This is a genomic window from Polaribacter porphyrae, assembly GCF_002954685.1.
In the GTDB taxonomy this organism is placed as follows: Bacteria; Bacteroidota; Bacteroidia; order Flavobacteriales; family Flavobacteriaceae; genus Polaribacter; species Polaribacter porphyrae.
This window is the reverse complement of record NZ_MSCN01000001.1, coordinates 3,558,315-3,576,344: the sequence shown is the minus strand read 5'-3', so window position 1 is coordinate 3,576,344 and position 18,030 is coordinate 3,558,315. Positions and strand designations below refer to the sequence as shown.

General features: G+C 27.9%; 19 protein-coding genes. 8 read left to right on the top strand and 11 right to left on the bottom strand.

Annotation, left to right across the window (positions count from 1 at the left end):
• Positions 1-17: 17 nt before the first annotated feature.
• The 5 genes from BTO18_RS15985 to BTO18_RS17740 form a co-directional block, all read right to left on the bottom strand.
• Positions 18-2,789, bottom strand: coding sequence for a carboxypeptidase regulatory-like domain-containing protein (locus tag BTO18_RS15985; protein WP_105017192.1), 2,772 nt, complete (start codon positions 2,787-2,789; stop codon positions 18-20).
• 35 nt (positions 2,790-2,824) lie between these two features.
• The gene (locus BTO18_RS15980; protein ID WP_105017608.1) at positions 2,825-3,703 is read right to left on the bottom strand and encodes a GLPGLI family protein; all 879 of its coding nucleotides are present in this window, start codon (positions 3,701-3,703) and stop codon (positions 2,825-2,827) included.
• 112 nt (positions 3,704-3,815) lie between these two features.
• The gene (locus BTO18_RS15975; RefSeq protein ID WP_105017191.1) at positions 3,816-4,661 is read right to left on the bottom strand and encodes a GLPGLI family protein; all 846 of its coding nucleotides are present in this window, start codon (positions 4,659-4,661) and stop codon (positions 3,816-3,818) included.
• 6 nt (positions 4,662-4,667) lie between these two features.
• Positions 4,668-4,820, bottom strand: coding sequence for a hypothetical protein (locus BTO18_RS17745; protein ID WP_170063297.1), 153 nt, complete (start codon positions 4,818-4,820; stop codon positions 4,668-4,670).
• Positions 4,821-4,830: 10 nt separating this feature from the next.
• Complete coding sequence (locus BTO18_RS17740) at positions 4,831-5,007, bottom strand: hypothetical protein (RefSeq protein WP_170063296.1); 177 nt, start codon at positions 5,005-5,007, stop codon at positions 4,831-4,833.
• A 120-nt stretch (positions 5,008-5,127) separates the two neighbouring features.
• On the opposite strand from BTO18_RS17740, the gene BTO18_RS15965 reads away from it, so the two are divergent.
• The 3 genes from BTO18_RS15965 to BTO18_RS15955 all read left to right on the top strand — a co-directional run bounded on the left by BTO18_RS15965 (position 5,128) and on the right by BTO18_RS15955 (position 8,056).
• Positions 5,128-6,711, top strand: coding sequence for a sensor histidine kinase (locus BTO18_RS15965; protein WP_105017189.1), 1,584 nt, complete (start codon positions 5,128-5,130; stop codon positions 6,709-6,711).
• On the top strand, positions 6,698-7,375 hold the full coding sequence (locus tag BTO18_RS15960) for a response regulator transcription factor (protein WP_105017188.1): 678 nt from the start codon (positions 6,698-6,700) through the stop codon (positions 7,373-7,375). Before BTO18_RS15965 ends, BTO18_RS15960 begins: the two co-directional genes overlap by 14 nt.
• A gap of 66 nt (positions 7,376-7,441) precedes the next feature.
• The gene (locus BTO18_RS15955; protein WP_105017187.1) at positions 7,442-8,056 is read left to right on the top strand and encodes a deoxynucleoside kinase; all 615 of its coding nucleotides are present in this window, start codon (positions 7,442-7,444) and stop codon (positions 8,054-8,056) included.
• Positions 8,057-8,176: 120 nt separating this feature from the next.
• On the opposite strand, the gene BTO18_RS15950 is transcribed toward BTO18_RS15955, so the two are convergent.
• Genes BTO18_RS15950 through BTO18_RS15940 form a run of 3 tightly spaced genes read right to left on the bottom strand, consistent with a single transcriptional unit; the run spans position 8,177 to position 9,784 of the window.
• Entirely contained in the window at positions 8,177-9,010 is an 834-nt protein-coding gene (locus tag BTO18_RS15950; protein ID WP_105017186.1) for a mechanosensitive ion channel family protein, read from the bottom strand.
• Positions 9,011-9,022: 12 nt separating this feature from the next.
• A complete protein-coding gene (locus BTO18_RS15945) occupies positions 9,023-9,211 on the bottom strand; it encodes a hypothetical protein (protein WP_105017185.1) in 189 nt (62 codons plus the stop codon).
• 3 nt (positions 9,212-9,214) lie between these two features.
• The gene (locus BTO18_RS15940; RefSeq protein WP_211295617.1) at positions 9,215-9,784 is read right to left on the bottom strand and encodes an RNA polymerase sigma factor; all 570 of its coding nucleotides are present in this window, start codon (positions 9,782-9,784) and stop codon (positions 9,215-9,217) included.
• Positions 9,785-9,975: 191 nt separating this feature from the next.
• Here BTO18_RS15940 and BTO18_RS15935 point away from each other — a divergent pair, with 191 nt between their 5' ends.
• Positions 9,976-10,839, top strand: coding sequence for a sigma-70 family RNA polymerase sigma factor (locus tag BTO18_RS15935; protein WP_105017184.1), 864 nt, complete (start codon positions 9,976-9,978; stop codon positions 10,837-10,839).
• Between the two features lie 83 nt (positions 10,840-10,922).
• On the opposite strand, the gene prfA is transcribed toward BTO18_RS15935, so the two are convergent.
• Entirely contained in the window at positions 10,923-11,999 is a 1,077-nt protein-coding gene (gene prfA, locus BTO18_RS15930; RefSeq protein WP_105017183.1) for a peptide chain release factor 1, read from the bottom strand.
• Positions 12,000-12,067: 68 nt separating this feature from the next.
• Between prfA and BTO18_RS15925 the strand changes: the two genes are divergently transcribed.
• A complete protein-coding gene (locus BTO18_RS15925) occupies positions 12,068-12,502 on the top strand; it encodes a DUF6265 family protein (RefSeq protein ID WP_105017182.1) in 435 nt (144 codons plus the stop codon).
• Here BTO18_RS15925 and BTO18_RS15920 read toward each other — a convergent pair.
• Positions 12,499-13,800: a GAF domain-containing sensor histidine kinase gene (locus BTO18_RS15920; RefSeq protein WP_105017181.1), complete on the bottom strand. Its 1,302-nt coding sequence runs from the start codon at positions 13,798-13,800 to the stop codon at positions 12,499-12,501. The two genes, BTO18_RS15925 and BTO18_RS15920, sit on opposite strands and share 4 nt — an antisense overlap.
• Positions 13,801-14,025: 225 nt before the next feature.
• Between BTO18_RS15920 and BTO18_RS15915 the strand changes: the two genes are divergently transcribed.
• The 3 genes from BTO18_RS15915 (at position 14,026) to BTO18_RS15905 (ending at position 16,786) form a co-directional block, all read left to right on the top strand.
• Positions 14,026-14,676: a T9SS type A sorting domain-containing protein gene (locus tag BTO18_RS15915; protein WP_317197600.1), complete on the top strand. Its 651-nt coding sequence runs from the start codon at positions 14,026-14,028 to the stop codon at positions 14,674-14,676.
• Between the two features lie 160 nt (positions 14,677-14,836).
• Positions 14,837-15,448 (top strand): hypothetical protein, encoded by a 612-nt coding sequence (locus BTO18_RS15910; RefSeq protein WP_105017179.1) that lies wholly within the window; start codon positions 14,837-14,839, stop codon positions 15,446-15,448.
• A gap of 441 nt (positions 15,449-15,889) precedes the next feature.
• On the top strand, positions 15,890-16,786 hold the full coding sequence (locus BTO18_RS15905) for a hypothetical protein (protein ID WP_105017178.1): 897 nt from the start codon (positions 15,890-15,892) through the stop codon (positions 16,784-16,786).
• Here BTO18_RS15905 and BTO18_RS15900 read toward each other — a convergent pair.
• Positions 16,783-17,961, bottom strand: coding sequence for an AIR synthase related protein (locus BTO18_RS15900; RefSeq protein ID WP_105017177.1), 1,179 nt, complete (start codon positions 17,959-17,961; stop codon positions 16,783-16,785). The two genes, BTO18_RS15905 and BTO18_RS15900, sit on opposite strands and share 4 nt — an antisense overlap.
• Positions 17,962-18,030 lie beyond the last annotated feature (69 nt).

Below are 18,030 nucleotides of genomic sequence, written 5' to 3'. Positions count from 1 at the left end.
TTAATTCAAATTCAACTTTACAATTGATAACGCACTCTAAATGTTATTAATCTAGGTAAAATAAAAGTTTCGTTTATTGAGTTAAATATATTTCCGTTACTTACATTAATATTAGATTCTGTTCCTAAAATATTGCTTGCTTCAAACTCATACTCCCATTTTGCGTCTCTATCTTTTCTATACGACATGGAAAAATTTAAAACATCAAATGAACTCTGCTTTTGCCCATCTTGCCTAACTTCTGTATAACTATAATCTGTTTTTACAGTTAAAGAATTCCAGATATAAGCGTCAAATTCAATAGAAGGAGCATGGGTTACTGTTTTAAAATTAAACATATCACTAGTACCCAATTCTTCTCTATCTTGATCATTAAATGTTGCCCTATATCTTAAATTTATATTAGGTGCTTTAGTAAAATTAGTTCTTATACTTGGCGATATATTATAAATTTTAGTATTTATTTTAGTTGTTGTTGCACCAAATAATTGATACGATTCTGATTGATTGTAAAGTGCGCCTAAACTTGTTCTAATTTTTCCAAATGTTTTGGTAATATTTCCAAAAGCAGAAAGCGATTCAATATCAAATGGTAAATTTAAATTTGTGCTTGTTGATACATTTAAACCAGGCACAAAACTTGCAATCGAAGCAATTTGTTCCATTGTTTTTGTGTAATTAATTCTAGCAAATACAAAGGTATTGTTAAATAAATTAAAACTTCTGTAATTTAAACTTGCATTATGTATTTGAGCATTCATTATATTATCACTTCCAAAAAAGAAAGAACTATAACTATTTGCTACTATACCTTCAGCAACTTGATTTATATCGGTAAAATTTATTTGTTGTCTATAATTAAATGTTAAGTTTTCACTTTTTTTAAACTGTGCTATAATATTTAGCTCTGGTAAAAATTTGGTAAATGTATCTTTAAACTCTGGTGTAACCCCAACTTGATTGTTGTTAACGTTATAAGAATGAAAAGTAAAACCTGGTCTAAAAGTAAAAATACCAGATTTTACTCGATAACGCATACCAGCATACAAGTCTGCAAAATTATATTCTACTTCATTCGTGGTTTGGGCATTTGCGACATTTGGAATGTTTAGAGATGGATTCAAAGTAGTACCATTATCTAATAATTGAAAAAATCTTGAGTCAAAATTTTGACGACTCAAAATAGTACCCCCAACAAAGTTAAAATTGCTCTTTTTATTTATAATATAATAATAATCTAATTTAGCATCTAGTTGGTTTGATTTGACTCTTCTATCTTGCTCTAAAAAGTAACGCTGCTGGGTTTTATCTATACCCAAAACATCTGCAACATCATCAAAACCATCTAGATTATTATTTGGGTCTCTATCAAAATTTTCAATTGAAGCAATATAAAAAGGGTCTTCATCTTGTATTGCGTGTTGCATCTCTAGAGCAAAAATATTTTTTTCGCTTGCTGTATAAAAATAGCTTAAATTTTGTGTAATTGTGAATGGAGTTGCATTTTCGTTTTCTAAAATTGGTGTAGTATTACCGATTACTTGAGAAAATCCGCTATCTGCTCTAAACTCATTTGTAAATCTACCATTTAAATCGTAATTCAATTGATTATCGATGTTCTTTTTATAGATAGCTTTAAAGTTAAACAAACCAGAATTACTTGTTTGATCTGTGGTGGTTTCTGTTATATCATCAGGGATTGAAGCATCATTATAGTCTAAAATATTTTTTCTTAATTGTCCATTGGAATTTCCAGACCAAATTAGGTATCCACTCAAATCTAATTTTTTGTTAGGTGAGTAGCTAAAGTTTAAGGCTGTTAATTTTGTTTCTATTCTATTTGCATTTCTTGCTGTTGCAGTTAAAAATCCAATACCTGCACTAGCTAAACTTATATTTGTTCCGTTAGCAGGACTTTGACTTCTAAAACCACCTCTTAAACCTCTAGCATCTCTTCTATCTAAAACTGCTTCACCTAAATTATTTATATCTCCTATAATATTAATAGTATATTTTGGTGTATAATAAAATAGTTTCGGCTGAAATAAATATAAGCCATCATTAGGTGATGCACCAGCTCCTGCATATATATCTCCAAACCAAAAATTCTTTTTACCTTCTTTCAGCTTAACATTTATCGCTACTCTATCTTGGTTGTCTTGTACACCACTTAATTGATTAACATCCCCATAATTTCTTAATACTTGAATTTTATCAACTGCATTTGAAGGTATATTTTTTAATGCCAATTTAGAGTCTCCACTAAAAAAATCTTTGCCATCAACAGTAATCTTTTCTACAACCTTACCCTCAACTTCAATTTGTCCTTGATCATTAATTTCTACACCTGGTAACTTTGCTACTACATCTTCTAACTTACGCTCCGTTCCATTTGTGAAGGAATCTGCGTTATAAATAATTGTATCACCTTTAATAGTAACTGGCATTTTAGAAACTATATTAATACCATCTAGCATGTTATCCTCATACATACTAAAATTTCTGGAAATATCTTTATCTGTAGTCTTAATAAATTGGCTTAACTCTTTAAAACCTACATAACTTATTTTTACATTGTAGGTTGTATTTTTCTTTAAATCTAATTTAAAGAAACCTTTAGCATCTGTAAAACCATAAGAGGCTATTCTTTTTGCAACTGTATCTAGTGCAATAACATTTGCCATTTCTAAAGGATTGCCTATAGAATCTTTAACTACGCCAGTAAGTTTAATTTGAGATGTAATTATCCCTGACACCATAAAAATGGTGATAATTAGTATTTTTTTCATCTTTGTTTGATTAATTATTTAGAAGTTAGTAATTATTAAAATCTTCTTCCTCTACCTCTTCTACCTCTACTTTCTCTAAATTGTTGCATTTTATCAGTGATTGTCTTATTGTATTCGGCTCTTGTTACTTCAGTACCTTTTGTTGGTTTTTTAATGTCAACTTTTTCAGAAGGATTCATTATGATTTCTGTACATAAAATTGTTGTTCTACCAGCATTTATTTCGAGTATTAAACCAGGTAAACCCCAATATTCTCCTGGGCCATTGCTTACAGGTATTTGAGGTGAGTACCATGCAGTAACTTCAATTTGTTTTGGCATTTCTATTTCATCAGAAATTTTACGAACATTACTACTGTCTTTTTTCGCTTCATCTTTTTTATTCTCATCTTTTTTTGTATTATTTTTTCTTCCTCTTCTTCTCATGTTTGTCCAATCTAAAGGATCCACGTCTTTCATCATAGTAGCTTTATAACACGTATAATTTCCTATTTTTTTAGATTCTGTAGAAAGCTCCCATTTAGGTTGTTCCATGCTATCAGAAATTAAAAAGTTTTTCCCAAAAAATTCTTTAGACTCTAATGCTACTCTGTCTTTAGTATTTTTATATTTTATTCCTCCACCAGAGAAACCTCCCCAACTTCTTCCACCTCCCATAGTTGGTGCAGCTAACTTTTCATCTTCTTTATATACAGACTCTAATTTATTAAAATTAAGAATGAATGTTTTTTCTAACATAGATTTCATTCTAGCAGCAATCTGCTTTTTTTGTGCTTCAGATAATTGTCCGTTTCTACCCCAAGAACTCATATCTACAGTAGATTTAGACATGTAAACTGCTTTTCCTTGAAAATCTTTTTGAGCAAATGTTGTTAAAGTTGCTATTAAAAAAATAGCAGAAAGTAATGATTTCATTATTCTTAATTTAAGTTTTTTCAAAATTAGTCTTATTATACCTGCGTAAGACATAAAAAAAACTTAAAAGTTTATTTAACTGTAAACCTAAAATAATGTATTTAACAAAACTTTAACCTCCCATTTTTATATTGATTCCATTTCCCATATCTACCCCGTTTCTACTTTTGAATTTCTCCATCAATTCTTTAGATTTTTTTTGTTGAATTTCATTAAACTTTTTTTCATTTACTAGTTTTCCTTTTTTTGGTTCATTTATAGCAAGCTTTTCAGATGGATTTAGAATAATTTCAGTACAAACAATAGTTCTTTTTCCATCATTAATTTCTAAAATTAAACCAGGTAAGCCTTGAAAATCATCTGGACCATTACTTATTGGTACTTGAGGTGTATACCAAGCAGTAGTAGTAACATTTTCTTTAGTTTCTACCTCTTTAGATTCTCCGTTTACAAAACTCATTTTTCTGCTTGTAACTTCTTTGGTGAAAGTAGCTTTATAGCAAGTATATTTTCCAATATTCTTTGTTTCTGTTGTCATTACCCAATCATAAACTGGTAAGGAATCTTTTACCAAAAAAGCTTTACCCATAATCTCTGTTTTATTTGCATACCTCTTTTCTTTAAGATTCTTGTAATAAATATTGTTTGCACCTCCAGATCCTCCAAAAGACATTACCATTACATTTGTGCCTCCTAATTTTGGTTTTGGTGCCTTTAATTCAATATCTTGTTTATATGTAGAAGTATTTTTATCAAAATTTAGAATAAATGTTTTTTGATTCATTTTTTGAAGACGCTTTTTTAATTCTTCCTGCATTTTATCTGTAACTCCTTGCTGGTTATCTCCAAAACTTATGTTCGATTTTCTACTGGTTTTATATACAGCTTTTCCTGTAAAATTTTGGGCTTGAATTGAGCATATTAGTAAAAAAGCTAGTGATGTAATAATAGTTTTCATGATATTCTAATTTTTGTATTTGTTTGATATTTTTATAATTGATTTAATCCCTTTTTTAGCTCTTATAATGAGAGAGTCTATATTTTTAGATTTTCCTCCAACTTTTATAGAACTTTTAATTTTATATTTTGAGTTAGGATAATCTAGTGCAAAATTCATTTCTATTACTTCATCTTCTTTTTTTTTTACTAAAAATTTCTTTAATCTCTTTCCAATCAATAGTATCAAATTCTTCTGAATTATTAACTGTGTAAGAAACAGATGTAATTTTTGCATCAATTCTTTTATCTTGAGAATAATTTATTAATGATAAGAATAAGAAAAGTAATGTTATATTTTTTTTCATATTTAAACTGGTTTTATTTTACATTACAAATATGCAAATGATAAACTCTTTTTTTGGTTAACGAGTGTTAACGAGTGTTAACCAACTCATTTTATATTTTTTACCTCCTATATTTGTAGCATGAATACCCAAAAATATAAATGGATTTTATACTTAATAACAGTAACTATTGTAGCTACAATTGGCGTTCAGTTTTATTGGAACTATAAAAACTATGAAGAAAATAAACAAAGAGTTGCTAATGAAATTCAATTGAGTTTTGATAATGCTGTCGAAGAATATTATTCAACATTAGCAAAAAATGATTTTTTAACAATAATCAATTCTGATAGTGAAAGTAAATCTATAAAACTTGTTAGTGATACCTCTGTAGATACAATTGTTAAAGGTTTAGACAAAAAATCTAAAGTCACTTTAAATAACATAAGAATTACTACAGATGATAATCTTTCTAAAGAAAAAATAGATTCGATAATGAAAGGTGCTGAAAAATTTGCCAAAGAATTTAACTTTAATAAAGCTAAAAAAAAGAGAAAAGCTTTTACTTCATTTACTAAATTTATTGATCACAAAAAAGGGATTCATGTTGATGAAAATGGTAAAAAATCTCCAGTTAAATACTTTAAAGGAAAGGCAGCTGCAGATAGTTTAAAAATGATTTATAATCTGAAACCCATATTTATTTCTTTTTTAGATCAATCAGTTAATTATGAAAAAATTGATTCTTTAATTCAAAAACAATTAAATAATAAAGGTATAAAAATAGAAAGCAGTTTTCATCATATAAAAAACGATAGTATTTTTAATAAAACTAAAGACACTTTATCTGCTAATAAAATTTTTACAATTTCATCAAAATCAACTTACGTTAAAAATGATGAAAAGTTTAAATTATTGTATTCTAACCCAAGTTTTGAAGCCTTAAAAAGAAGCTCTCTAGGTATTTTCTTATCATTTTTGTTATCTATCGCAGTAATTTCTAGTTTGTTTTATTTATTGAAAATCATTAATCAACAAAAAGAATTAGCTTCTATAAAAAACGATTTAATTAGTAATATTACTCACGAATTTAAGACACCAATTGCTACAGTTTCTACTGCTATAGAAGCTATTGAAAACTTTAACGTATTAGACGATAAAACAAAGACGCAAAAATACCTTTCATTGTCTTCTATCCAATTAAAAAAACTGCATCAAATGGTTGAAAAACTATTGGAAACAGCAACTTTAGACAGTGAACAACTTCTGCTCAAAAAAGAAACTATAGATGCTGTAGAAATTGTTGAAAAAATAGTACATAAACATCAATTACTTGCAAAAAATAAGGAAATTTTGTTTTCATCAAACTTAAAACCTATTTATTTATATGTTGATGTTTTTCACTTTGAAAATGTAGTTTCTAACTTAATTGATAATGCAGTAAAATATGGAGGAAACACTATAGAGGTTAATATAAATTCTATCTTAAATTCTACTGAAATAATGGTAGCTGATGATGGAGAAGGCATAGAAAAAAATCAGCAAGAAAAAGTTTTTGATCAATTTTATAGAGTTCCTAAAGGTAATACACATGATGTTAAAGGTTTTGGAATTGGGTTATATTATTGTAGAAAGATTATAGAAAAACATTTAGGAAACTTAACTTTATCATCTACAAAACAACAAACAATATTTAAAATTACGCTCCCCAATGAAAAAAGTTAAAGTACTATTAGCAGAAGATGAAGCTAGTTTAGGAATGATTGTAAGAGAGAGTTTAGAAACTAGAGATTTTATTGTTTTTCATGCAGAAAATGGTGAGGAGGCATTAGAACTTTATCGCCTTGAAAAACCAGATATTCTAGTATTAGATGTAATGATGCCAAAAAAGGATGGTTTTACATTAGCTAAAGAAGTAAGACAAGAAAATAAGAGAATTCCTATTATTTTTTTAACTGCAAAGTCACAAACCAGTGATGTTCTAGAAGGCTTTAATCATGGTGGAAATGATTATCTAAAAAAGCCTTTTTCTATGGAAGAACTAATTGTAAGAATTAAAGCTTTATTAGATAGGGTTGAACTGAAAACTAACCTAGAATCAATTAAAGTTGGTGAGTATTCTTTTAATCTTACCAAACAAACACTTACATATTTAGATAATATAGAGCAATTAACACACAGAGAAGCTCAACTACTTTTTTATCTTTTTGAAAAGAAAAACGAAGTATTAGATAGAACTTTTATTCTAAAAAAATTGTGGGGTAATGATGATTTTTTTAGTGCTAGAAGTATGGACGTCTTTATAAGTAAACTACGTAAAAAATTAAAAAAAGATACTGCTATCAAAATCCTAAATGTTAGAGGCTTTGGATATAAATTAATTTGTTAATAAAAGATAAGAGAGTTTTTTTATTACCTTTGAAAACTCTTTTTATAATCTTTTATAATAATAAATATGCACGTTGCAATTGCAGGTAATATTGGTGCTGGTAAAACCACACTAACCAAACTTTTAGCCAAACATTACAAATGGAAACCTCACTTTGAATCTGTTGATGAAAACCCATATTTAGATGATTTTTATGGAGAAATGGAACGCTGGTCTTTCAACCTACAGGTGTATTTTTTAAATAGTCGCTTCAGACAAATTTTAGAATTAAGAGAAACTGGTAAAAACATCATTCAAGATAGAACAATATATGAAGATGCTCATATTTTTGCTCCTAACCTACATGCAATGGGTTTAATGACCAATAGAGATTACAACAATTATAGCTCTCTTTTTGAGTTGATGGAAAATTTGGTTTCTCCACCAGATTTACTAATTTATTTAAGAGCAGATATCTCTACTTTAGTTGGACAAATTCATAAAAGAGGTAGAGAATACGAAAACTCTATTTCTATTGATTATTTAAGCAGATTGAATGAACGTTATGAAGCATGGATAACCAAATATACAAAGGGAAAACTACTTATTATTGATGTTGATAATTTAGATTTTGTTAAAAATCAAGAGGATTTAGGGTATATTATAGATAGAATAGATTCTCAAATAAATGGACTTTTTTAAACTAAAAATATCTATTATAAAAAAAAGTAAAGAGACCGTTTTAACGGTCTCTTTTTTTGTGATTTACATCACTCATGATAGATAGTCCCCCAACTTTCTATCAGATTGTAATTGAGTTTTTCAACTCAACACCTCTATATTGTTATCAACGATTTCTTTAATAGGGATAATTATCGTTTTATCTTTTGATGATAATACAACAGATATGTTATCAATTGAAGTTATAACTCCTTCAAACTTATCTGTTCTAATTTTGTTACCAACTTGAAGATTTTTTCTTGAATAGTAACCAAACAACAATCTCTTAATAATATCTCTAGATCCAAGCCCAAAAGATATGGTAAATGCTGCTAAAATTGATGCAAATATAATAGATAAATTGTTAGTAATCAAATCTGTATTTATACCTGCTTGATTTAACGCTGTAACACTTACTATTATTGTAATAATATAGAAAATTATATTACCAACAAGACCACCTCCTGTAAGCTCTAAAGAGGCAAACATACTTGTAATTGCCTTCTTTGCCATATTAGCAACATAAACTCCAACAGCAAAGATAACTAATGCACTTATAAGTTTTGGTAAGTATGTAATTAAGTTACTTAATTGTTCTGAAATCATTCGTAAACCCAATAATTCTGAAGCTACAATTACAAAAACAAATATTAAAATCCATTTTATGGTTGTAATTATAATTTTTGTTGGCTGAATTTTTATAGAGCTATTCCCAAAAATTTCATCAACATTTAATTTTTCTGGTAAACTGTCTATATTGGTTAAGCCCAATGCTTTTTTAATGATGTAAAGTATAAATTTTATAAATAACCATCCTATGATTAGAAAAGCCAATCCTTTTAATAATTGAGGTAAAAAATCTACGAAACTATGCCATAGATTTTGTAAAAAACTAAAATCAAAATCTGTTTGTTGTGCAATAAATAAAGAATTCATCTGTCTTATAATTTAGTTATTTTTTTCTTTTTTTAGGGTATTACTAGTTATGATATCGCCTACTGTATTTGGGTATTTTACCAAAAACAAATCAGCAACATCAATTGTGAGTCGTATCATATTAATATCATTCAGCACTTTATCTTTAAGTACTTCTGGCACCTCATGATGATGTAATATTTTCTTAAAAGGATTACTCATAGTTTATAGTTCTCCGTAAACGCTTATTACTTTTTGTTTTGCTCTTTTTATTCTCATTTTCACAGCACTTTCTCCAATATCTAAAGCTTCTTTAATTTCTTTGATACTCATATCATCTTGATATTTCATCAATAAAAGCATCTTATCTTTTGGATCTATTATTGCTAATGCTTTCGCTAATTTTTCTGATTTTAATTCAAATAGTTGAGCATCTTCAACTTCAACAGAATTATCATCTTCCTTAATTTGATCTGTAACAATGGTTACTTTTTCTTTCTTTTTATGCTGATTTCTTTGTACGTAATTCACACAAAAATTATAAGTAAAAGAATATAACCAAGTAGAAAATTTAGATTTACCTTTAAAACTTCTCAACTTTACAAATAATCTTACAAAAACATCGTGTGTTAAATCTTCTGCTTCTTCTTTACTTTTAGAAAAACCATAACATTTATTATACACCACTCTAGAATACCTATCATATAAAATAGCAAATAACTGCGAATTATTAGTTGCTACTATTTTAGCAACTAATTGTTCATCAGTTAGTTTATGTGTGGTACTAGTTTTCAATGGTTCTGTTATTTTAGACACAAAGAAAATTAATAAGTCACATCTTAATTCAAAAAAAAGTTAGAGTTCATTTTTTTATCGTTGAGTAACACTTTTAAAACTTTTTTTATTTTTTTGTAACAAAACTTGTAATTGTTGCGTATAATAAATTGTAGCATTAGTATTAATCCTTAAAAATGCAAAATATTTAGATGAGACAGCTTAAAATTACAAAGCAGGTTACTAACAGAGAAACTGCATCGTTAGACAAATACTTACAAGAAATTGGAAAGGTAGATTTAATTACTGCTGATGAAGAAGTAGAATTAGCACAGCTTATAAAAGCTGGTGACCAAAGAGCATTAGAAAAATTAACGAAAGCCAATTTAAGATTTGTTGTATCAGTTGCTAAACAGTACCAAAACCAAGGATTAACTTTACCAGACTTAATAAACGAAGGAAATTTAGGTTTAATCAAAGCAGCTAAACGTTTTGATGAAACTAGAGGTTTTAAATTTATCTCTTATGCTGTTTGGTGGATTCGTCAATCTATCTTACAAGCATTAGCAGAGCAATCTAGAATTGTACGTTTACCATTAAATAAAATTGGTTCTATTAACAAAATCAATAAAATGTATGCTTTTTTAGAGCAAGAAAATGAGCGCCCACCAAGTGCTGAAGAAATTGCTAAAAAGTTAGACATGACTGTAAATGATGTTAAAGAATCTATGAAAAATTCTGGACGTCATGTATCTATGGATGCTCCTTTAATAGAAGGTGAAGATTCTAATTTATATGATGTTTTAAATTCAGGAGAATCTCCAAACCCAGATAAAACTTTATTGCATGAGTCTTTACGAATTGAAATCAATAGAGCTCTAGAAACGCTTACTCCTAGAGAAGCTGATGTTGTAAAACTATATTTTGGTTTAGGTGAACACCAACCAATGACATTAGAAGAAATTGGTGAAACTTTCGATTTAACTAGAGAACGTGTTCGTCAAATTAAAGAAAAAGCAATAAGAAGATTAAAACATACATCTAGAAGTAAAATTTTAATGACTTATTTAGGATAATAATCCAAGTATGTACCAAACGAAAAACTCTCGAAATTTCGAGAGTTTTTTTATGCATTAAAACTTAAATTATAATATATAAATTAAATTCCGTCTCCTAATTCTTTAAGCTTTTCTGTATTTTCTGCTAACATTAATTCATCAATAATTTTCTGAATATCGCCATTTACAATATTCGATAAATCATACAATGTTAAATTTATTCTATGATCTGTTACACGACCTTGTGGGTAATTATAAGTTCTAATTTTTGCACTTCTATCTCCAGAAGTTACCATAGAACCACGCTTTAAAGCATCTTCTGCTTGTTTTTTAGCTAATTCTAAATCGTATAAACGAGAACGTAAAACTTTAAAAGCTTTTTCTTTGTTTTTATGCTGACTTTTTTGATCTTGACATTGTGCAACTAAACCTGTTGGAATATGTGTTAAACGAACAGCAGAATATGTTGTATTTACAGATTGACCTCCTGGACCTGAAGAGCAAAAAAAATCAATTCGAACATCTTTTGGGTTAATTTCTACATCAAACTCTTCTGCTTCTGGAAAAACCATGCAAGTAGCTGCTGATGTGTGCACTCTACCTTGAGTTTCTGTTTGTGGTACTCTTTGTACACGATGTACACCTGCTTCAAATTTTAGAGTTCCATAAACGTCGTCTCCATTTACCTCAAATTGAATTTCTTTAAAACCTCCATTAGTTCCTTCAGAATAATCTACAGTAGACACTTTCCAGCCTTTACTTTCACAATATTTTGTATACATTCTAAATAAATCTCCTGCAAAAATACTTGCTTCATCTCCACCTGTTCCTGCACGCAATTCAACAACAGCATTTTTAGAATCTTCTGGGTCTTTTGGTATCAACAAAAACTTTATTTCTTCTTCTAATTCTGGGATTCTAGCATTGGCTTCATCTATTTCCATTTTAGCCATTTCATTCATTTCTGCATCAGAACCATCAGAAAGAATTTCTTTAGCTTCTTCTATATTATTCATTAATGTATTATACTCATCACCTTTTTTAACAACACTTCCTAAATCTTTATATTCTTTCATTAATTGTGCATAGCGCTTCTGATCCATAATAATTTCTGGCTGAATTATTAAATCAGAAACCTCATCATAACGTTGTTTTACAATTCTTAATTTATCTAACATCTTACGTCTTTTCTTGGATTGCGAATTTACAATTTTTATAGGTATATTTGGAAAAATCAATCCTTTTTATGAAATCGTTACTAATATTTAGTCTTTGCTTTTTTTTAATTTCTTGCAATAAAAATAAAACAGAAATTAAAAAACCATCTTTCTTAATTGGTAATTGGAAAAGACTAAATGATAAACCTGGAAGCCAAACCTATGAAAATTGGAATGCTGATTATACTGGAATGGGATATACAAAAAAAGAAACTAAAACCACTTTTAAAGAAACTTTAAGTATTGTTTCTATTAATGACACACTGCATTTAAAAGTTGAAGGTGTTAATGAAAAACCAACTTTATTTAAGTTTACCAACCAAACTGATACTTCTTTTGTGTGTGAAAACCCTAAAAATGAGTTTCCTAAAAAAATTACCTATTTTAAAGATGGAAAACAACTAAAAGCCATAGTTGCAGCTGATGATTTTAGGATAGATTTTCTTTTTGAAAAAGGAAACTAAAAAATATGATGTTTTTTAGGAATCGTAAAATAAAAAGTAGTCCCAATTTTTTCTTTACTTTCTAGCCAAATTTTCCCTTCATAAAATTCAACAATCTTTTTTACAGTTGATAAGCCAATACCAGATGAAGAACTTGTACTCTCTAACTTTGTAAATACTTTAAATATTTTATCAAAATAAGTAGATTTTATACCAATTCCATTATCTTTTATAAAAAATTCTAAATGGTTTTCTTTTTCTAAAAAACCAACTTCAATACATCCATTTTCTTTATCATTATACTTTACAGCATTCTGAATTAAGTTCTGAAAAATTTGATTGAATCGCCATGTATTTCCATACAAAGTAGGTAAATTTTGTTGAACTATAATTTCTATATGATTAGGTACTAAAATTAGTTTTATAACATCTTTAATCAAAAAGTTTAAATCAATATTTCTATCTTTCGATTCTAGTCTATTTACTGTTGAGTAATCTAAAATTCCTTTAATTAGAAAATCCATTTTTTCAACATTAAATAATATATTGTTAAGATATTCAAATGAGTTTTTATCTAAAGAATCTCCATTATCATTTATAAACCAAGTAACTAGAGTATGAATATTGATTAATGGTGCTTTTAAATCATGAGAAACCATTTGTGCATACTCATTTAACTGTTCGTTTTGATGTGATAAAAACTTTAATAACTCCTCCTTTTTAGCTTCTTGCGTTTTAATGAGTTCTTCATGTTCTTTTCTTTGGATAACATTAACCAACATATTTGCAAAAACAAATAGGATATTTTTTTCGTTATCAGAATATTTATGAATCTTTTTAACCGAATCAAAACCGATAAAACCAATTAGTTCTTTATTTTTAATTTTCGGTATCGTAATTAAGCTCTGAATACCTTGAGGTTGTAAAATAGCACGCAAACCAAACTCACCATCATCAGGTAAAAGACTAACATCTTCAACATAAAAAGCTTTTCCTTTTCGATGGACTTTTAACCAATCTTTTAAAAACGCAATAGGTACATTTTGTAAATTTTGAATTTCTGGCTCTGTGCCTTCACTACACCATTCGTAAGTATTTGAGCACGTTTTATTGATAAAATCATACGAAAAAATATAGCTTCTATCTGCACCAACGAACTCGCCTATTCTCTTTAAAGATTTTTCAATAAGTTCATCTATATTAGATAAATCAGCATTAATATATTTTGTGGATATACTGATTAATAAGTCTTGAAAACGAAGATGATAATCAATAATATTATCGTTTTGATTTCTTTTTTTAGAGCTATTTTTTTTCAATTTTGGGGGAGGTTTAGGGTATGAAAATACAAAAAAATGTAACTAAAAATATAATTTTAAATACAAAAAAGTAAAATCAAAAATTTCTTAATAAAAGAAAACATCAAATCTCTCGATTATTTTAGCGTTAGTTTAATAACAAACTTTTCTAAAAAACTGGGTCTGAAAGAATAACTAACAAAATATTCTTGACATGAAATTAATTAAACTAACGCTTTTTTTTCAATAATTTTAATTTCCAAGCTTATTCTTGCACAAGAAACCACACAATTTGGACCAGATGGTTTTATAAAAATAGAAGAAGGTTCAGGAGGATTTTTCGCAGATTTAGATTCTGGAGACAGGTTTAGTAGAGATCATGACAAAGCAGGAGATATTGATGGAGATGGAATTGTAGATTTGGTTGTTGGTGCAAGGTCTGATGATGATTCTGCAACAGATGCTGGTGCTGCATATATTCTATTTATGAATGCTGATGGAACTGTAAAAGCAAATCAGAAAATATCTGCTTTATCAGGAGGTTTTAATGAAACGTTATTAGAAAAAAATTATTTTGGTTATGGTGTAGCTGGTATTGAAGATTATAACAATGACGACATTCCAGACATCGCAGTTTCTGCACCAAACTCTACAAATATTGCATTGTATATTATTCATTTAAATAGAGATGGAACTGTAAAAAGTTATGTAAAAAATACAAATTTTTCTTCAGATTATAAATTTCAGATTTACAACATTATAGGCAAACAGATTTACGAATCGCGAATAACATCTCAAGAAACAAATGTTGATATTTCGAATTATGCTAGTGGCTTATACTTTTTAGTAAGTAAAATGAATGAAGAAATAAAAACTTTTAAAATTGTAAAAGAGTAAATCTTATTATTGATAAACTAACAACTAATTCAGTTTGTTTCTAAATTCAAAAAATACTAACTTCGTTATCGTCTGATATAACGAATTAAAACTCGATATATCATTAAAGTTGGCAAACATAACCAATCACACTTTTAAAATTGAAAAAAAAAGGAAAAATATGACACATTTAGAAGAAATGGTATTTACATTTTTAAATGAGGACTCTGTTAATTTATCAAAAGAAATTCACGAAAATATTAGGCATATATCTTCGTTTGAAAAATTTGGAATGGATTTTCGTTTAATTAAAATGACTGATGAAAATATTAATTTTGAGATTATTTGTTTAGATAAAAATTTAGGATTTATCTACACAAAACCAATTGGAATTTATCATTCTAATGGAGAATTTACAATTTTAAAGGAATTTGAAGAATCATATCATAAATTACTTGAAAACGAACTAATTTCGAGAAATAAAAAAGTTAATTTCTTGACACTAACTGAAAATGCGATAATTGCTTCATTCTCTGTTGAAGCTATTTTTTATGCTATGAAAATGGAAGACGTTACTTTTTCTTCAAACGGTTTAGATATGGAAATATGGCTAACGAATGAAGGCGATTCTCAATCTTTTCTTGATGACAAATATGAGTTTAAAGGTTCTATAGCAGGTTATGATTTTAGAAATGGAAAGGAAAATGTTTGGTCTGTATTAAAATATAAAGAGATTTACGATTCACTTTTGAAAATGAAATTATTAACAATTTTTAATACAGTTCGAAAATAAAAAAATCTGAATAAAAATACGATTTGCCAACACCATATATAATTTATTGCTGGCTTTCTGCTTACTTGCGAAAATCCTCGCGGATTTTCTTTGTCAGTAATTATTTATTTAATTAATTGCATAAACATCGCAACAAACCATATATAAACACGATAACGAAAGTTTAAAATTGTTAATACAAACAAACCAAATTCACTTTTAATAGTGAGTTTTTTGCTTTCAGAAAGTTTCAACGCCACCAATAATTTTAGCATCTATATTATAAGATTTTGAAATCCAAATAATATCTTCTAGAATCAAAAACTTAATTTATATTTCTCTTCAATCAGTTTAAGTTTTCTATTAGCTAAATCTAATTAAGCTATTAAACAAATATTTTTGTTTTAAGGAATATGTTTAAAATTAATTTTTATATTTAAAAAACTTATTATTTCAAATTAAATGACTTCAAAATATTTAAAAAATAAATATCTATCAATTTTCATTTTACTTGTGTTTTTATCTTTAAAAGTTCAAACACAATCAAATAACTTTAAATCAGATAGAACAAAATTTGCAGCAATTAATGTTGGTTTAAATGGATTATTTGGAGGAGTAGGAAGTTTAATAAATAAAAAAGATAATAAAACTAATTTTAAAACTTTTTTAAACGGATTTTATAAAGGTGCCATTGGTGGTGCAGTTACACATATTGGTTTATCAATGTCTCATTTAATTGATAGTCAAAAAAACATTGCCTATGCTTGGCCTGCAAGATTTGTAAATTCTATGGGCAGTTCTATAATTCAAAATGCTGCAGATGGTGACAGAATGTTTGAAAGATTACATTTTAACCTTTTTATAAGCAGATTAGAGTATTACCCTTATCAGAAAAAATTTAGTGCTAGATTATTTACTTCTTCTCTATATGGAATTGCTGTAGTTGGTAGTGGAAATCGTTTTGATTTGGGAAAATCTCTAAAATCTGGTGTACTTTTCTTTGAATCTGATGGAAGGTTTGAAAACTCACTTGGTTCAGGAAGAGCAACAGGCCAAGTAAGTTCTGTAGGAATGAGATCAGATATTACTGGTGATGCATTTTACGATATTTTTGCAGAAGAAATTGCACATATTCAGCAATATGATAGAAAAGTAGTGGGAAATTCTTTTGTTTCTAAATTAGATAGTAAGTGGAAAAATAATTCAAGGTTTTATAAAAAAATGTCAAAGTATATTTATTTTGATTTAAATGGACCACTATTCTGGATGGCTTACAAGATTGCAGATTCTGGCAAGTGTAATTATTTTGAACAAGAAGCTGTTAACTATTCCAATAGAAGAATAAATCCTTGTAATTAATACTCAAAAACACCAAACTTACTTTTAATAGTCAGTTTCTTTTTATCAGAAGCTTCAACTCTACCCACAATTTTAGCATCCACATTATAAGATTTTGAAATCGAAATTATGTCTTCTGCAATTTCTGGAGAAACGTAAATTTCCATTCTGTGACCGCAATTAAAAACTTGATACATTTCTTTCCAATCTGTTTTAGATTGTTCTTGTATCAATTTAAATAAAGGTGGAATTGGAAATAGATTATCTTTTACAATATGTAAATTATCTACAAAGTGTAAAATTTTCGTTTGTGCACCTCCAGAACAATGAATCATTCCATGAACCTTATCAGCATTAAATTTTGATAAAATTTCTTTAATAATTGGTGCATACGTTCTTGTTGGAGATAATACTAATTTACCAGCATCAATAGGAGAATTTTCTACTTCGTCTGTTAATTTTGTGTTTCCAGAATACACTAATTCTTCAGGAACAGCAGCATCAAAACTTTCTGGGTATTGTTCTGCTAAATATTTATGAAAAACATCGTGTCTTGCAGAAGTTAATCCATTAGAACCCATTCCTCCATTATATTCAGTTTCGTAAGTTGCTTGTCCAAAAGATGCTAAACCAACTATTACATCATCTGCTTTTATATTGGCATTATCAATTACATTAGTACGTTTCATACGTGCAGTAACAGTGGAATCTACAATTATGGTTCTTACCAAATCACCAACATCAGCAGTTTCGCCTCCTGTTGAATGAATCGTTACTCCAAAACCTTTTAAATCTTCAATCAGTTCTTCTGTTCCGTTTATAATTGCTGATAAAACTTCACCTGGAATTTTACTTTTATTACGTCCAATTGTAGAAGATAACATAATATTATCAGTTGCACCTACACATAATAAATCATCAATATTCATAATTAAAGCATCTTGTGCAATGCCTTTCCATACAGAAATATCTCCAGTTTCTTTCCAATACATATAAGCTAAAGAAGATTTTGTACCTGCTCCATCTGCGTGCATTATCAAACAATAATCATCTTCGTTTGTTAAATAATCTGGCACAATTTTACAGAATGCTTTTGGAAATAATCCTTTATCGATGTTCTTAATAGCATTGTGTACATCTTCTTTTGATGCTGAAACTCCTCTTTGTGCATAACGTTTAGAAACCTCTTGACTCATATTGTTGTATTGAGTTGCAAATTTAATCTTTTACAAAAAAAATCCTATTGAAAAGTAGGATGTTTTATT

What these genes read in the sequence shown, in the direction of transcription:
- BTO18_RS15985 (WP_105017192.1), bottom strand. Translation starts at nt 2,789, where the DNA reads ATGAAAAAAATACTAATTATCACCATTTTTATGGTGTCAGGGATAATT.
- BTO18_RS15980 (WP_105017608.1), bottom strand. Translation starts at nt 3,703, where the DNA reads ATGAAATCATTACTTTCTGCTATTTTTTTAATAGCAACTTTAACAACA.
- BTO18_RS15975 (WP_105017191.1), bottom strand. Translation starts at nt 4,661, where the DNA reads ATGAAAACTATTATTACATCACTAGCTTTTTTACTAATATGCTCAATT.
- BTO18_RS17745 (WP_170063297.1), bottom strand. Translation starts at nt 4,820, where the DNA reads ATGAATTTTGCACTAGATTATCCTAACTCAAAATATAAAATTAAAAGT.
- BTO18_RS17740 (WP_170063296.1), bottom strand. Translation starts at nt 5,007, where the DNA reads ATGAAAAAAAATATAACATTACTTTTCTTATTCTTATCATTAATAAAT.
- BTO18_RS15965 (WP_105017189.1), top strand. Translation starts at nt 5,128, where the DNA reads ATGAATACCCAAAAATATAAATGGATTTTATACTTAATAACAGTAACT.
- BTO18_RS15960 (WP_105017188.1), top strand. Translation starts at nt 6,698, where the DNA reads ATGAAAAAAGTTAAAGTACTATTAGCAGAAGATGAAGCTAGTTTAGGA.
- BTO18_RS15955 (WP_105017187.1), top strand. Translation starts at nt 7,442, where the DNA reads ATGCACGTTGCAATTGCAGGTAATATTGGTGCTGGTAAAACCACACTA.
- BTO18_RS15950 (WP_105017186.1), bottom strand. Translation starts at nt 9,010, where the DNA reads ATGAATTCTTTATTTATTGCACAACAAACAGATTTTGATTTTAGTTTT.
- BTO18_RS15945 (WP_105017185.1), bottom strand. Translation starts at nt 9,211, where the DNA reads ATGAGTAATCCTTTTAAGAAAATATTACATCATCATGAGGTGCCAGAA.
- BTO18_RS15935 (WP_105017184.1), top strand. Translation starts at nt 9,976, where the DNA reads ATGAGACAGCTTAAAATTACAAAGCAGGTTACTAACAGAGAAACTGCA.
- prfA (WP_105017183.1), bottom strand. Translation starts at nt 11,999, where the DNA reads ATGTTAGATAAATTAAGAATTGTAAAACAACGTTATGATGAGGTTTCT.
- BTO18_RS15925 (WP_105017182.1), top strand. Translation starts at nt 12,068, where the DNA reads ATGAAATCGTTACTAATATTTAGTCTTTGCTTTTTTTTAATTTCTTGC.
- BTO18_RS15910 (WP_105017179.1), top strand. Translation starts at nt 14,837, where the DNA reads ATGACACATTTAGAAGAAATGGTATTTACATTTTTAAATGAGGACTCT.
- BTO18_RS15905 (WP_105017178.1), top strand. Translation starts at nt 15,890, where the DNA reads ATGACTTCAAAATATTTAAAAAATAAATATCTATCAATTTTCATTTTA.
- BTO18_RS15900 (WP_105017177.1), bottom strand. Translation starts at nt 17,961, where the DNA reads ATGAGTCAAGAGGTTTCTAAACGTTATGCACAAAGAGGAGTTTCAGCA.